General features: G+C 53.1%; 13 protein-coding genes. 8 read left to right on the top strand and 5 right to left on the bottom strand.

Features of this window, described 5'->3' with window-relative positions; all coding sequences use genetic code 11:
- Positions 1-292 precede the first annotated feature (292 nt).
- Together QMG16_RS12065 and QMG16_RS12060 are read left to right on the top strand one after the other, a co-directional pair.
- Positions 293-964, top strand: a complete 672-nt coding sequence (locus QMG16_RS12065) for a hydrolase (protein ID WP_281794509.1) — start codon at positions 293-295, stop codon at positions 962-964.
- A gap of 131 nt (positions 965-1,095) precedes the next feature.
- Complete coding sequence (locus tag QMG16_RS12060) at positions 1,096-2,817, top strand: amidohydrolase (protein ID WP_281794508.1); 1,722 nt, start codon at positions 1,096-1,098, stop codon at positions 2,815-2,817.
- Between the two features lie 135 nt (positions 2,818-2,952).
- Here the strand turns inward: QMG16_RS12060 and QMG16_RS12055 are convergent, their stop codons facing one another.
- Positions 2,953-3,318, bottom strand: coding sequence for a hypothetical protein (locus QMG16_RS12055; RefSeq protein ID WP_281794506.1), 366 nt, complete (start codon positions 3,316-3,318; stop codon positions 2,953-2,955).
- 280 nt (positions 3,319-3,598) lie between these two features.
- On the opposite strand from QMG16_RS12055, the gene QMG16_RS12050 reads away from it, so the two are divergent.
- A complete protein-coding gene (locus QMG16_RS12050) occupies positions 3,599-4,951 on the top strand; it encodes a YihY/virulence factor BrkB family protein (RefSeq protein WP_281794504.1) in 1,353 nt (450 codons plus the stop codon).
- Positions 4,952-5,009: 58 nt separating this feature from the next.
- On the opposite strand, the gene QMG16_RS12045 is transcribed toward QMG16_RS12050, so the two are convergent.
- Together QMG16_RS12045 and QMG16_RS12040 are read right to left on the bottom strand one after the other, a co-directional pair.
- On the bottom strand, positions 5,010-6,884 hold the full coding sequence (locus QMG16_RS12045; RefSeq protein WP_281794502.1) for a glycogen synthase: 1,875 nt from the start codon (positions 6,882-6,884) through the stop codon (positions 5,010-5,012).
- A gap of 553 nt (positions 6,885-7,437) precedes the next feature.
- Positions 7,438-8,451: a helix-turn-helix transcriptional regulator gene (locus QMG16_RS12040; protein WP_281794500.1), complete on the bottom strand. Its 1,014-nt coding sequence runs from the start codon at positions 8,449-8,451 to the stop codon at positions 7,438-7,440.
- Between the two features lie 91 nt (positions 8,452-8,542).
- On the opposite strand from QMG16_RS12040, the gene QMG16_RS12035 reads away from it, so the two are divergent.
- From QMG16_RS12035 to QMG16_RS12020, 4 genes are all read left to right on the top strand, one after another.
- Positions 8,543-8,755 carry a hypothetical protein gene (locus QMG16_RS12035; protein WP_281794499.1) on the top strand — a complete coding sequence of 71 codons (213 nt, stop codon included), beginning with the start codon at positions 8,543-8,545 and terminating at the stop codon, positions 8,753-8,755.
- A 243-nt stretch (positions 8,756-8,998) separates the two neighbouring features.
- Positions 8,999-9,292 carry a hypothetical protein gene (locus QMG16_RS12030; protein ID WP_281794497.1) on the top strand — a complete coding sequence of 98 codons (294 nt, stop codon included), beginning with the start codon at positions 8,999-9,001 and terminating at the stop codon, positions 9,290-9,292.
- Positions 9,293-9,804: 512 nt separating this feature from the next.
- Entirely contained in the window at positions 9,805-10,419 is a 615-nt protein-coding gene (locus QMG16_RS12025; RefSeq protein ID WP_281794495.1) for a hypothetical protein, read from the top strand.
- A 52-nt stretch (positions 10,420-10,471) separates the two neighbouring features.
- Positions 10,472-10,816 carry a hypothetical protein gene (locus QMG16_RS12020; protein WP_281794494.1) on the top strand — a complete coding sequence of 115 codons (345 nt, stop codon included), beginning with the start codon at positions 10,472-10,474 and terminating at the stop codon, positions 10,814-10,816.
- Positions 10,817-11,045: 229 nt separating this feature from the next.
- On the opposite strand, the gene QMG16_RS12015 is transcribed toward QMG16_RS12020, so the two are convergent.
- Both QMG16_RS12015 and QMG16_RS12010 read right to left on the bottom strand, forming a co-directional pair.
- Entirely contained in the window at positions 11,046-11,498 is a 453-nt protein-coding gene (locus tag QMG16_RS12015; RefSeq protein ID WP_281794493.1) for a hypothetical protein, read from the bottom strand.
- 193 nt (positions 11,499-11,691) lie between these two features.
- Entirely contained in the window at positions 11,692-12,687 is a 996-nt protein-coding gene (locus QMG16_RS12010) for a helix-turn-helix transcriptional regulator (protein ID WP_281794492.1), read from the bottom strand.
- Between the two features lie 90 nt (positions 12,688-12,777).
- Here QMG16_RS12010 and QMG16_RS12005 point away from each other — a divergent pair, with 90 nt between their 5' ends.
- On the top strand, positions 12,778-14,982 hold the full coding sequence (locus QMG16_RS12005) for an ATP-binding protein (RefSeq protein WP_281794491.1): 2,205 nt from the start codon (positions 12,778-12,780) through the stop codon (positions 14,980-14,982).
- The last annotated feature ends 95 nt before the right edge of the window (positions 14,983-15,077 follow it).

The following is a 15,077-nucleotide window of genomic DNA, read 5'->3' as shown; positions in this document are numbered from 1 at the left end:
GCTTGCCGCTAAAAGAAGAATGCTTAGTATGTCTTTATGATGAAGTAAGGTGAGAGGTTGAAGCTCTCTCCTGACCAACGTTAGGGGGAGCTTTTAAGGTGGAATCGAAGGTGTGTCGACCACAAGGAGGCAACCGTGGGCCACTCGATATTCATCACCCAAAAATATGACTGCACGCTCACCAAGGACGTATGTTGCGAACCGTTCAAAAGGCCTGTTTTATTAAGTCAGGCCTATAAAAAATTATCAGCAGTCAAGGCCGGATCGGGCCTTGTTTATCAGGAGACATACGATGAAATCAAGCGAGAACGGGGGAGCAAGCTTCCGCCTGCTAACTCCAGAAAATTCTGTGCTTCTTTTGATTGATCACCAGCCGCAAATGGCTTTTGCAACCCGCTCCATCGACGGTCAAACGCTAGTGAACAATGTGACCGGACTTGCAAAATCCGCAAAGCTTTTCAATGTACCCACCATATTGACAACGATTGCAGCAGAGAGCTTTAGCGGGCCGCTTTTTGCGCCCCTGCAAGCGGTTTTCCCGAATATCAAGCCCATTGACAGAACCACCATGAACGCATGGGAGGACAAAAGGGTGGTCGATGCTGTTGCAAGGACCGGCCGTAAGAAGCTTGTCATGGCCGCTCTGTGGACGGAAGTTTGTCTGGCAACGGCGGCCCTGTCGGCCAAGGATGACGATCTGGAAGTTTACATCGTGATCGATGCTTCAGGTGGAGTTACAACCGAGGCTCATGAGGCCGCTGTCAAACGGATGATCCAGGCTGGGATTGTCCCGCTGACATGGCTCCAGGTGCTTCTCGAATGGCAGCGCGATTGGGCTCGAACGAAAACCTACGATGCCGTGCTGGCAGTCGCAAGGGAACACGGTGGGGCCTATGGCGTGGGGATTGACTACGCGAAAGCCATGCTGGGCGAGCATGCCGGCGAGGCGAAGAAAGCCGCATGACTCGAGTTCAGAGATCCCGGGCGGGCATTTACAGCTCTCGGCCCGGGATTTTGGTAATCGCCGCCTGGCGCCTCTATTCGTTTCCTGTTGAAAAAGAGGCGCACACCGCGGCGAGGAAAAGGGAGAAGACCATGATAGCAGATCTAATTCTCCTGAATGGTCGTATTACCACACTCAGCAAAGATACCCCGCAGGCTTCCGCCCTTGCAATAAAAGATGGACGTATTCTGAAGGTTGGGACGGATGCCGAGGTGATGGCCGTAAAGGGGAAAACCACTCAAGTTATTGATGTTAATGATCGAACAGTGATTCCCGGTTTGAATGATTCTCACATCCACGTGATCCGCGAAGGGCTGAACTACAATATGGAGCTGCGTTGGGACGGCGTTCCCTCTTTGGCGGACGCCCTGGCGATGCTCCACGACCAGGCCCGGCGTACTCCGCCGCCTCAGTGGGTGCGGGTCATCGGGGGATGGTCGGAGTTTCAATTCTCGGAAAGACGCATGCCTACTTTGAGAGAAATCAATGAGGCAGCCCCCGAAACGCCGGTTTTTGTCCTTCATCTTTATGACAGGGCTTTTCTCAACGGTGCGGCCCTGCGTGCCCTCGGCTATACTCGGGATACTCCCGACTTCCCCGGCGGCGAAATCCAGCGGGACCGCAAGGGCAACCCCACGGGACTCCTTGTTGCCCGTCCCAATGCCCTGCTTCTGTACGCAAGCCTCGCAAAGGGTCCGAAACTCTCTTACGACGATCAGCTCAATTCCTCTCGTCATTTCATGCGCGAGCTCAATCGCTTTGGGGTCACCAGCGTGATCGACGCGGGCGGCGGCTTTCAAAACTACCCTGACGACTATGCTGTCATCAAGGAGCTGGCCCGAAGGGATGAACTCACGGTTCGATTTTCCTACAACCTGTTTACTCAACGACCGAAAGAGGAGTTCGGCGATTTCAACAAATGGGTCTCTATGACTCATCCGGGCGAGGGGGACGACTTTTTTCGTGTGAACGGAGCGGGCGAGATGCTCGTTTTTTCAGGTGCTGATTTCGAGGATTTTCTGGAACCTCGACCCGACCTTCCGCCCACTATGGAAGAGGATCTCGAATCAGTGGTGCGTCTGTTGGTGGAAAACAAGTGGCCGTTTAGACTCCATGCAACTTATGACCAATCAATCAGTCGCTTCTTAAATGTCTTTGAGAAAATCAACCGGGAAGCCCCTTTCGATGGCTTGCGCTGGTTTCTTGATCACGCTGAAACCATAAGCGAACCCAACATGGAACGAGTGATGGCACTCGGGGGTGGGATTGCCATTCAAAACCGTATGGCCTACCAGGGGGAGCACTTCATTGAGCGTTACGGAGCGAAGGCAGCGGAGCACACGCCTCCCGTTGCACGGATGCTGGAGATGGGAATTTCGGTCGGTGCGGGAACAGATGCGACAAGGGTTGCAAGCTATAATCCATGGCTCAGTCTTTATTGGCTTGTAACCGGCCGTACTGCCGGGGGCACCAGGCTGTATCCTGCATCCAACCTCCTTGACCGTACCGCAGCGCTCCGCCTTTACACCATTGGAAGTGCATGGTTTTCCGGGGAAGAAACGAAGAAAGGGGCGATTGAGGAAGGTAAATTGGCCGACCTTTCTGTGCTCACAGAAGACTATTTCTCCATTGCCGAAGAGCGGATCAAACATTTGGAATCGGTTCTGACGATACTGAATGGCAAGGTTGTTTACGGATCGGAGGAATTCGCTCACCTTGCGCCGCCTCCGCTCCCGGTGAGTCCTGATTGGTCGCCCGTGAAAGTCTATAGAGGCTATCACCGAGCTGGCAGAGAATATGAACATGCCGCTTGAGCTCGCCAGGTGCGGACAGACACGAGTGCGTCAGAGAGATAAAGCCGACGGATGAGGAATGGGAGTTTGCCTGGGACTATTTGAGAAGGATGGCGGTGATAACAGGCCCGGAAAGAAATGGGTTCCCGGCCCGGTTCAGATTGCTATCCTGGGATAGATCCACCCGGCTACAGCGACCAGGAGCACGGCGGTGGACGTCAAAATACCCATATCCATCGTTATGCCGAAAACGCTCATCCCGCCGGCCAGCGCTACCGGATTCCAGTCTATATCCGCGAATCCGGCTTCGCCTTCTACCAGCCGGAATACCGGCGGAAGGGCACTTTCATGTTCTGAAATCGTGATTATCTGTTGAATAAGCTGTTGCCTGTCTCGACCATTGTTGAACGGGTCGACGATGCGATTGCCGCTCGGAGCTACAAGAACGTCGTGCTCGTCCTCAACGGGAAAATGATCAACAAGCGCTTCTATAAGTGCAGCCCCATACAAACAAGTGTACAAAATCGGTGGAGGCTATCTATCGTCATTGCGACGAAAGTCGGAATCCAGGTCAATTGAGCTTTTCTGGATCCCGGCTTTCGTCGGAGTGACGGCAAGTGCATTTTGTTCACCTTTCAATGTGGAGCTGTAATAAGAGGGATGAATGGATCGTGTGCTTCGACCACATGATTGAACGCGATGAGTCCTTCCGCATTTACCGTATGAAGACGGAAGAAAGATTTGGACAACCACGGCATGAGCCGTAATTCGTCGATCCGCCTGAGGGATGAGGAGACTGCGTATGAGGAGTCGTTTTCCTTTGCATTCAAAATTCAAGGAGGGGCTGGAGTTCTGGACCACGGGGATTTGGCGAATGGAAACCGGGAATTTGCCCTTCTTCAAAAGGATCTTCATCGAGGGATTGAAAATCCTGAACTTGACCCTGCAGGGACTGTTCAAGGAAAGTATCCACCTCCGCGCCGCAAGCCTCACCTTCTACTCGCTTCTTTCCATTGTCCCGCTACTGGCCATGATTTTCGGGGTGGCTAAAGGATTCGGTCTGGAAAAAGTAATGGAAAGAGCACTCCTGACAAGGGTCCATGGCCAGGAGGAAGTCTTCACTCTGATGATCGGGTTTGCCCGCAACCTTTTGCAAAGCACCCAGGGAAGCGTCATCGCTGGGGTAGGGGTAATCGTCCTTTTCTGGTCGGTCATACAGATCTTCGGGAGCATCGAAAAGAGCTTCAATGAAATCTGGGAGATCGACAAAGAGAGGCCCCTTTTGCGAAAAGCTACCGACTACCTGTCTCTCTCTCTCCTGTGCGCCATACTGGGTACCATATCGAGCGCCGCCACGGTCATGATCACCAGTGGGGCCCAATCCCTCGTGAGCCGGGTCAAGATGCTGGAAACCGTGAGTCCGGCTATCTTCCTGGCTCTCAACTTCCTGCCGGTTACGGCGCTTTGGGTCCTCTTCACCCTCATTTACGCCGCCATTCCCAACACGCAGGTTAAGCCCGTCCCGGCCATCCTTGCCGGAGTCGTTGCAGGAACGGCTTTCCAGCTCTTTCAGCAGCTCTATATCGAGTTCCAGATCGGCGTGGCCAAGTACAACGCCATCTACGGCAGCTTCGCCGCCCTGCCCCTGTTTCTGGTCTGGCTGCAGGTCAGTTGGCTCATCGTCCTCGTGGGGGCCCGCCTCTCCTTTGCCGCTCAGCACGTCGACCGCTTTCAGCACCAATGGCGAGCCGGTCCCCTGAGCCCGAGGTTTGAAAGGCTCCTCGCTCTTCTCGTATCGGTCCTTGTGGTGAAGCGTTTCTGTTCTGCGGAGGGTGCATTGGCGGCCAAAGAGATCGCCACCCGGCTGAAAATACCCGTTCCCGTGGTGGAAGGGCTCCTGAATAAACTCGTTGACTGCGGAGTGTTATCCCTGGTGGGATGGGGCACCGAAGAAGAACATCGCTACCAACCGGCGGTCGATCCCGCCAGACTGACCATCACCTTCGTCATTTCCCGCCTGGATGAACTCGGTTTCGAAGATCTCCCCGTCGTCGGCACCGAGGGCTATTCCGAATTGTGCCGCTTGACAGAGCAGCTGCTGGAACCCCTGGCGTCATCTCCGGCAAACGTTCTTCTAAAGAATATCTATGCTTGAAGGCATTATTTCTCAGGCGGCGAAGCTTCCAGCCAAGGTGTTTGGTTCAATCCATTTTCTACGGGACTTTCCCATGGGGCCGGTCTTTGGGGGCTTTGGCGGCATCCAGGGCGATTCTCAGTTCCCAGTCAAATGTATCCGCATATTCCTTGTGCCCTGGAGCGAAAAACTCGGCAAAGAGATCCTTTCCCTCTTTGAGGGATTCGATGAATCTATCGATGAACTCCAGTCGTTGTGCCCGCCAGTCTTTGAAGAGAAATCCGTACCGGTACATGTTTATATACTGAGCGGCGGAACTGTCCCAACTGTAGTCAATGGTCATGGCCCTAGTGATGAGTTCCCTGTGCCATGCGGGATGATTCCGGTAATTGTCCATGGCGGTTTTGATCTCGCCGAAGAAGGCGATGGCTTCTCCCATTGGATCGGATATGTCAAGCCATTCGTACAGATAGCCGCAATGTTTCACTTTGGTCAAGCCGCCCGTGGCCCTTGCTATGACAATATTGCCGACAAGACTTGCTTCATAATCCACCAGCCCGCAGGGTTCAAAGCGGGACGGAATGAGACAGAAATCGCCGCCTGCCAGAATGAGCTTGGAGAGGGGGCCATTGAAGCTGTTGTTGAAATAGACCCGGTCCGGGTACCATGCCGCCAGACGCATGAACTCGGATTCATCCGCCAGCCCCTTGGGATCTCCCGGGGTGGCCGATGCGAGAACCACAAATTTGGCCTGGTCGTCATAAGCCAGAGTCCGTTCAACGATGGTGGCCACGAGGCCCAGGTGTTTCTGCTCCACCAGGCGGCCCACGGCCGTAAGGAGGATCGGATCGCCAGACGGTTCACAGCCGAATGCTTCGAGGTGGAGCAGCCGCTTCAGTTCGGCTTTTACATCCAGGCTGCCCGGATCAAAGTGGTGGTCGCGCGCCAGCATTTCCTTTTGGGTAACGGCATTCCTGAAAATTGGGTTCTCCGGACCACGTTTTGACTGTACCGCCCGCAAATATTCAGCCTTCAATTCTGGAAGAGAGTCGGAACGGTTCCTGTCGCTCATGCCGTTGGTGATGCCGGCGATGGGAATTTTTTCGAAAAGATCGAGATGACGATTGGGGACAAACACTTCTCCCGGAGGGCTTCCCTTTTGTGAATAAGCCTTTTTCCAGAGATCGGTGTGGTTTTGCCGCAGTTCGGCGGCGTATCCCCATGTGCCGGCCGCATCTCCGCTCACCGTAGTGATCCTGCCTCCTGCCTGATGCACTTTCAGCATGCAGGCCTTCATGAGGTTGAGGTTGTCGAAGAAGTCGAAATACTTGTGAAAAAGCTTTTCACCGGGAAGATTGATCCGGTCCAGTGATGCGTAGCCTCCTCCCACGAGGGGAATGATGCCCTGATAGGTGGCGTTGTGTATGGTGAAATGAAAGGGAACATCCCGCAAGTATTCATCTCCGAGGTAAAAGGGAATCAGCCCCACGTGATAATCATGCAGGTGTATGGTATCGAATTTTTCCCTCCGGATGTAACCCGCCATGGCCTGGCTTACGGATGCATAAAGGCGCAGGGCCATCTGCGGATCGTCGGGGTAGATGGCGGTTGAGTTGGTCCAACCCAGCTGCCAGTCATCCCAGAAATAGACAACTTTCTGCCCATCCGGGAAGACATGGGTGTAGATATCGAAGTCGAAGGTTGTTCCCAGAATTGAAACCGGCACAGGTGGATGGGATTTTTCCAACAGCTTCTTGTCGTAATGGGCAAAGCAGGGAGAGAGGATTTCGATTTCCAGGTCGATTCCCTGCCTGGCGGCGGCCTTTACCAATGCCGGGGGCAGTTCTTCTATGATGACCCCAAGGCCGCCCATTTTGACTCCCAGTCCCGATTCGACCCGCCCAATTTCCCAGGCTGCTATGGCAATTCGCAGTTTCTTCTTTTTCTTTGGCATGACTTTGCTCTCATATGTTTTGGTGGGTACTCATTTGTAATTTGCCCCAATTCGAAAATCCGGTTCGTTTCACATAACGGAATATCCAGAAAACTCTAAGAGGCTGTCTGAAAATTCCTCTGCCTGGGAGCCGAACCTGCTTCGATTCCCCCCTTGAGGGGGGCCTGGGGGGTGTCAAGATTTGGTGAACCGGAAAAACACCCCCCAAGCCCCCCCCCTCAAGGGGGGAATTTTAAGACAGCCTCCAAGGGAGTTGACAGATTCCAATATCCCTTTATTCACCACGGAGGCACGGAGGGCACGGAGAAGATTCTGGAATTCTTATGGAATTTCTCTGCGATCTTTGTGCCTCCGTGGTAAATGGGGATTTCAAGAGCGACTCACTCCCTAATATCATGTTCATGCGCCGCCATGGAAGACGGCGCTACCCATATTGGATCACCAAAATGATTCATATCGTTCCGGTGGACTCCAAGCCTGGATTTCCACCCGTTGATTTTCGGATTTTGCATGAACCGTGAGCCTTTTTTTATATAAATTGCAATGAAACCCCTCAAGAACTAAAATAAGCGCCTGAAAGCATTTCTATTTTCTCCTTTACCTTCTCCACAAGCCAATCCGGCCTCATCAGTCTTGCCTCCTCGCCGAAAGAAAGCAGCCAGGAGATGACCTCCGGCACCGAGGTGGCGTCAAAGGTCAGGACGATCTTTTCATCGTCGACAGGCCTGATCTGCTGGTTGGGGCTCCACATCCTCTCCGCAACGTAGCGCGCGGCGAAGCCCCTGAATTCCACCTCGACTTCAAATGCATCATCCTTGATGATGCCGAAGTTTTTGTTGAAGACCTCTTCGAAATCGTAATCGTTGGGATATTCGAACTGCCTGTCGGTTGGCTCGACTTCCACGATGCGGTGAATCGCCAGCAAGGGATCGTAATCTGGCTTGGTGTAAGGGCTGGATGGTTTTCTGGCCAGCCGGGCGTGCAGGTAGATGGTATCCCGGTGGGAAAAGATCTTGAGGGGTTTGATGTAAAACGTTTTGGGGGACGCAGCCATCGTCGATTTATACGTGATTTTGCAGATCCTTTTCTTCTCCATGGCCTCGATGAGCGTGCGCATGGAGGCCTGATGGGGCGTGTAGTCGATGCTGCCGGGCTTGAAGGATGCAAAATGATCCAATGAGGCGGCTTTCTCCCCGGGAAGCAGAGCCTGGCTTTTTACCAGGGCACGGGTGCTCTCTTCAAAGAGGCTCCGGCCCAGCAGGTGCTCGGCAAATGCCCGGCACATGAAAAGGGTGCTCATCTCCATGTCCGTCATGCTCAGGGGGGGAGGTGCTCCGCCCGGCCGTCTGATCCGAAAGTGCTTCCGGTTGCCGTTCATGACTTCTTCTACCTCCACGCCGTAAGATTTCCGCATGTCGTCTATCAGCCGCAGGATCGTCTGCTTAGAACAGGAGAAAAGCTTTGAGAGCTCGGTCAGGGAGTAGCTCTCCCCCGAAAACAAGAGCTTTGCAAAGAGGCTGATGAGTTTTTGGCCGTAACTCCTGTAAATATCGATTTTTTCAGGCATGGGGACCCTCCTTGGAAAAAGATGTACCGTTCCGCGATATGGAATGTTTGCATGCTATCATGCCTCATCTTGAAACGAAAGGAGGAAGATCATGAGACACAGGAGGATGCATTGGGGGCCGGCGTTCGGCTCCAGCCTGGATGCTGACGAACGATTCGTGGTGAAGCAATGTGCCGCCCATTTGCAGTGTCACCCAGTTCAGGCCTTTCAGCAGGCGTCAGCTCATCCAACTTTGGCAAAACATACTACGGCGGAACAAGGCGAGACGCTATCTCGGCAGGGCCGCCATTATCCTGTTCTATGAGCGCTGCTCGGACCACTCACTTCCGGCCTACTGCCGGAGGATGGGGCGCAAGCCCTTCGCCGTATAACGGATCTTTGCCCGGGTGGCTTCAAGGCGGTCCGGGACAGGTTCGCCTTTTTCCCAAGGACCGAACTCAGCCACGCCATGCTCGTGGAATCTCTGGTTGATGAATTGATGAAGTGAGACTGAAGAAATTTCATACGGGAAGGAAGCTGGTCGGCTTCCGAAAAGGGAGGAAAGAAGATGAAAATCATTGTTGCTTTGATCCTTTTGCTCTTGCTGGCGCCGCGGGTTTCCTACTGCGACCAGGCCATCATATGCAGGGACAGGAATGGATTCAAAACCGGGTCGGCGACGATCACGGACGATGGCTCCATCATCTATCGCGATAAGAACGGCTTCAAGACGGGATCGGCCAAAATGAAAAACGGAAAGACCACCTTCTATGACAAGAACGGCCGCAAGACCGGCGAATGCAGCGGTTATCTGCCTGTCATGCCCGGTTGCAATTCAACTGTGAAGCGGCTGCAACCTTGACTCCTGATGAGAGATGAGAGTGGTTTCAATCGTTTACAGTATTTTGTACGGTTTTCTCGGTTTTTTCCAGCAATTCTCATTTTGGATGTCTCTCATGATGTTGGCATTTCCGACATTCCCCTTGATCCCCCTTCACTTGATCCCCCTTCAAAGGGGGATTTTATCCTAAAAATTCCCCCCTTGAGGGGGGTAGGGGGGTGTAGGTTTTTCAAGATGAAAATTGTTGGGTTTCTTCTGATCTCTGTGTCGCGTTTCATTTCATTCAACGCGGCCTACTGTAGGTTGCGTTGAATGAAATGAAACGCAACTTCCGGAACTGATTTTGAATAACTCCTGATGTATTCGGCTGATAGCGACTATATCGCCAACTTCCCGCTCTTCCCTGAAAGATCAGAAAGAAATTTTTTCAGAGGGGTGATGGTAAGTCCCAGGATGCTCTCACCCCCCGCTGATACGATCTCCTGCAAAGGTGACGGAAGTGCCAGATGGTTTACCGGAAAGGATGAAGAAAAATGAAAGAGATATCGGCAGTGGCTGTATTAACCACTCTCATTTTCCTGTTCACGGCTTTCGCCGGGGCCTTGAATCCAAAATGGCTGCGCCAACCGACGCGCGGCAGAGCTCTTGGCATCTATCTCGGACTTGCGGTGTTCTCGCTCATCATCGCTGTCAGTGCCGTACCCGAGAAAGTGGACGGCTCCAGTCCCGAAAAGGTTTCCCTGAGTGCAGCATCGGAGCGGGGACCATCCAGGGTGGCTGCATCCACGGAGGAGCAGCCGGCATCCAGAGAGTACCTGGCCCTGTTTTCTTTGATCTCGGCCTTTGAGCCACTCACCGATCTGCAGCAGGAAGAGTGGAACCTGAAACATCAGTGGGCATACTGGGTCCAGGGGGAAGGCATTGTTACGGAAGTGAGCAAAACCGGGGTGTTTTCGGAAATAAAGGATACTGCCTATGAGGTCACCGTTGAGCTTCCAGGCGGGGATCGCGCCGTACTCTTCTATCCCCCGGAGCAAAAGGAGTTCGTCCTTCGGTTTGATGCCGGCTCAGCGCTGACGTTCCAGGGCCGGCTCAAGAAAATACAGGACTGGGGATTCTGGCGAAGTGGATACGTGAAGGTGGAATGAATGTGAATGAACTTCTTTCGACTCAAAACAAATCCAGGATGAAGGAGACAACATGAAGAAGGCAGGAGGAATCGTGGCGATGGTGGCGGGCATATTCGGCATTATGGCGGCGGGTGTGACGCTGTTTGTAGGAGGAGTGGGAGGGGCATTTCAGGCGGAAGGAGCCACAACCGTGGTCGGGCTTGGCTGGGGTGGAGTCCTGTTTTCCTTCCTGGTGGTTGTGTTCGGAGCAGTCGCCATGGGAGCCAAAGGCCGGATCCCGGGCTGCCTGCTCATCGCCTCGGCGCTCCTGGGAGTGGTGTTCGGCGGCACCCTGGTGGCCATCTTCATGGCTCTGGCGCTCATGGGTGGTATCTTGACGGTGGTTCAAGGGGGAAGTCAGGTTGTGACGGGCTGATACATGGCAGGGGAAGCCGGGCTTCCTCTTAACAAATGAGCTTTTCCATGTTCCCGCTGGTTCCCAAGTTGACTCTTGGGAACCAGCGAATGCTTGCAAAATTAGGAATGATGTTTTACTTGGACAAGAGAATCTATATTAACAGTTTAGATTTGTGAAAACTTGCCGACCTGACCCGGACAGCTTTCAGCTCTCTATCAAAACAATTATATCCCGGCCCATCTTATGCTTATTGTGCAGGAGGCGATAGCACCTTGATAATCCGTGTGCCCAGATTTCTTCCCGCTTCCCTGACCGCCTCCAAATTCGCATCCATAGGCAAAGGCCATTCGATCCCGATTGCCCCATCGTCTTCAAATTGATGCGCTTCGGGAAATTGCTTAATGAGCGGCTCCCATACTTCGTCTTTGAGTGCCTGAAGCCAAATAGGACAGCCCATTTTCATTTCTTGGCCGAGCTGCCAAAATCCGACCCAGAGATGGTTGGCTTTCTTATGCGGTTTACGTACCTGGAACCCAATGACCACCTCAGGAATCCCTTCCTCATTGGTTTCACCTTCTCCCCAAGTGATCGTATTGGTCTTTAAGACATCATGATTTTCAATCGCTTCGTAAACTTCATCGAGGAAAATGAGAAGTTGAAAAGTTGAACGGCACCACTCAGGGCTAAAAGTGTCCTGCATTTGAGACTCCTCCATCATGATGGTTATGTGTGCAGTCTTCACTGAAGGACAACCGCCACGTAGCTATTGCCTTTGTTACAATTTACACGGTTGTCTTGGCTACTTATAAGTGAACGAGATACCTAAATGTTCAGTTTTGAATATAGTAAAATTATAATATATTACAATGAAAATTCTCAATAGCTAAGGTAGGTCAATGAAAATACCTAGATTTTATTTTCACCTCCTCAACAAGCCAAACCGGACTCAGTAATTTTGCCTCCTCGCCGAAAGAAAGCAGCCAGGAGATGACCTCGGGCACTGAGGTGGCTTCGAAGGTCAGGACGATCTTTCCATCGTCAATTGGTCTAATCTTCTGGTCGGGGTTCCACACCCTTTCTGCTACATAACGCGCCGCGAAGCCGGTAAATTCCGCTTCGACCTTGAAGGCTTCATCTTTGATGATGCCGAAGTTCTGGTTGAATACCTCCTTGAAGTCGTAATCCCTGGGGAATTCGAACATCCGGTCCGTGATTTCCACCTTCTTCAGCCTGTGAATCGTCAGGAGGGGATCGAAAGCGGGCTCTTTCCACGCCTTGGAGGGTTCGCGGGCGAGCCGGGCATGCAGATAGATCGTTTCACGGTGGGAAAAAATCTTGAGAGGCTTGATGTGAAAGATTTTCGCTCCACTGGCCATGATGGATTTGTAGGTGATCCGGCATATCTTTTTCCGTTCCATGGCTTCGATGAGATTGCGAATGCTCTCCTGGTGGGGTGTATAGTCGATGCTGCCGGGTTTGAACGAAGCGAAAAGATCGGAAGAAAGGCCCTGTTTTCCGGGAAGAAGTGCCAGGCTCTTTTCCAGCGCCCGCGTGGATTCCTGGTACACTTCCCGCCCCAGCAGGTGTTCGGCGAAGGCCCGGCACATCTGAAGCGCGCTCAGTTCCGTCTCTGTCAGATTCACCAGGGGCAGGTTTCCCCCCAGCCGTTTGATGTGGAAATATTTGCGGTTTCCCTGGAAGGACTCTTCCACCTCTACCCCGTAGCTTCGCCGTATGTCTTCTATGAGGCGTGAAATCGTCTGCTTGGAACAGGCAAAATGCGTTGCAAGCTCACTCAGGGAATAGTTCCTTCCCGTAAAAAGGAGTTTTGCAAAAAGGCTGATCACCTTTTGCCCATAGCTTCTATAACTATCTATTTTATCAGGCATATTCCCTCTCTGTTTTTTAAAAATATCATTCCGCTATATGGAACGGCGCCATGCTACCATGCATCTACTCAAAACGAAAGGGAGGGAGACATGACGCCGAGAATCCGAAAGCATTTTGCCCCGTTATCAGCCTTTGAAATGGATGAAAATGAACGGTTCCTTCTGAGCCGATGCGCCGTCTATCTTCACCGGCATCTGGATCAAACCGCTTCCCTGGATGGCAAATCCCTGGAAGCGGTCTGCTGGGTGCTGGGAGAAGAGAGGAAAGAGCTCGGAACGGAATTGCTCGCGCACCTTCGCGGTGCTCTCTGCAAGGAACTGCAGGAGGAGCTGAGCGAAGCCGACCTGGAAGGGGAAGATTACGCCGACATCCTCATCCGCTACCTTCGAAGATCCCCCAAGCGGGCAGTAAAAAGCTTCGGTCTGCGGGTGAAAGAGCTTTTGGCGGCAAGAACGGAAAACATGGATGAGGAAAGTGCCTCTCCCATCGAGGAGAACCTCGCCCTCTTTCAGGAGATGTTCAACCTGAGCCCTGCAGAAATGGAATTCACGGTGTTCCTTTTTATCCTTTCTACTCACGAGATTTTCGAGGATTTTTTCGTGAACCGTCTGGGGTGCAACAAATTCACGGGACGCAAGCACTTGAGCGCCGTCTTGAATCTCTCCGTGACCGAGCTCAATGAAGTCCTGATGGGCACCCTGCAAAAAATCGACGCCTTCGAGATGGATAGCGTCGATCTGAGGCTCCAGGAAGATTACCTCAAGCTCATCTGGAACCCTTCAGCTCCCCAGGTTTTGGAGCGTCTCTTTTCCAAAGTTCCCGAGGATACCCTTCCCCTGGAACACCATTTCAACCTGGAAAAAGAAGCGAATTTCGTTTTGAAGCTGCTCGAGGAAAAGCGGGAAACCTCCACACACATCCTTCTCTACGGCGCCCCGGGAACCGGCAAGACTTCTTTTGCGCGGGGTGTGGCTCAAAAACTGGGAGTTCCGGCGTACGAGATCGTCCAGGACCAGGAGAACAGCTCCGGCAATCGGCGGGGAGCCATTGTGGCCTGCCTGAACATGACCAACAGCGGTCCTGGGTCACTCATCATCGTGGACGAAGCGGACAATGTCCTCGGCACCCGTTTTTCATGGTTCATGCGCGGAGAAACCCAGGACAAGGGATGGCTCAACCATCTGCTGGAAGAACCGGGGGTCCGGATGATCTGGATCGTTAACGACATCGAGCACATCGAAGCATCGGTGCGGCGCCGTTTCGCCTTCAGCATCCGTTTCACCCCCCTGGGTCGACGCAGCCGCGTTCAGCTCTGGGAGAACGTGTTGAAGCGATACGGAGCAAGCAATCGGGTGAGCTCCTCGGAGATTCTGGATTTTGCCTCTAGGTATGAAGCCGGTGCCGGAGCCATTGACCTGGCCGTGAGAAAAGCCATGGAAACGAAGCCACCGTCGAAAAAAGCGTTCCGGGAAACCGTGAGCGCCCTTTTGCAGGCTCACGGCACGCTCCTCAATTCCGGAGTGAAACCGCAGATTAAGGATAAAATCGAAAAGAACTACTCCCTGGAAGGCTTGAATGTCGAAGGCGACCTTTCATCCCTGGTGCAACAGCTGGAGCGTTTCGATCAGCACCTGCGCCACAGCGGGCAAAGCGGCAATGTGAGCATGAACCTGCTCTTTCACGGGCCTCCGGGGAGCGGAAAGAGTGAACTGGCCCGCTTCCTGGCGGACCACCTGGACCGGGAAATCCTCTGCAAGCGGCTCAGCGATCTTAGAAGCCCCTACGTGGGAGAATCGGAAAGGAACCTGAGCGCCGCCTTTGCCGAGGCCGAAACCAGGGAAGCGTTGTTCATCCTCGATGAGGCGGATTCTCTCCTTTTCAGCCGGGAGCGCGCCCGCCATTCCTGGGAGATCAGCTTTACCAATGAATTTCTCACACAGATGGAGCGGTTCCGGGGGATCTTGATCTGCACGACCAACCGCCTGATGGACCTGGATGAAGCCTCCCTGCGCCGCTTCAGCTACAAGGTAGGGTTCGCGCCGTTGAAGCCCGAGGGAAACATCATTTTTTATAAGCGTTTGCTCGGACCGCTCTCTCCTGGACCACTGCCGGAGAGCGCGACGCAAGCCCTTCTCCGCATGACGGATCTTTGCCCAGGGGACTTCAAGGCGGTCCGCGACAAGTTTGCCTTTTACCCAAGGACCGAACTCAATCACGATATGCTCGTGGAAGCCCTTGCGGGTGAGGAGAAACTCAAAAAACTGCACCAGGGAAAGAAGCCGGTCGGCTTCTAAAAAAGGAGAAAAGGTGACAGAGACAAAAACGGGTTCAAGACCGGGTCGGCGACGATCACAGACGATGGCTCCATCATCTATCGTGATAAGAACGG

Source organism: Desulforhabdus amnigena, from assembly GCF_027925305.1.
Taxonomy (GTDB): domain Bacteria; phylum Desulfobacterota; class Syntrophobacteria; order Syntrophobacterales; family Syntrophobacteraceae; genus Desulforhabdus; species Desulforhabdus amnigena.
This window is presented reverse-complemented; position numbering and strand designations above follow the sequence as displayed.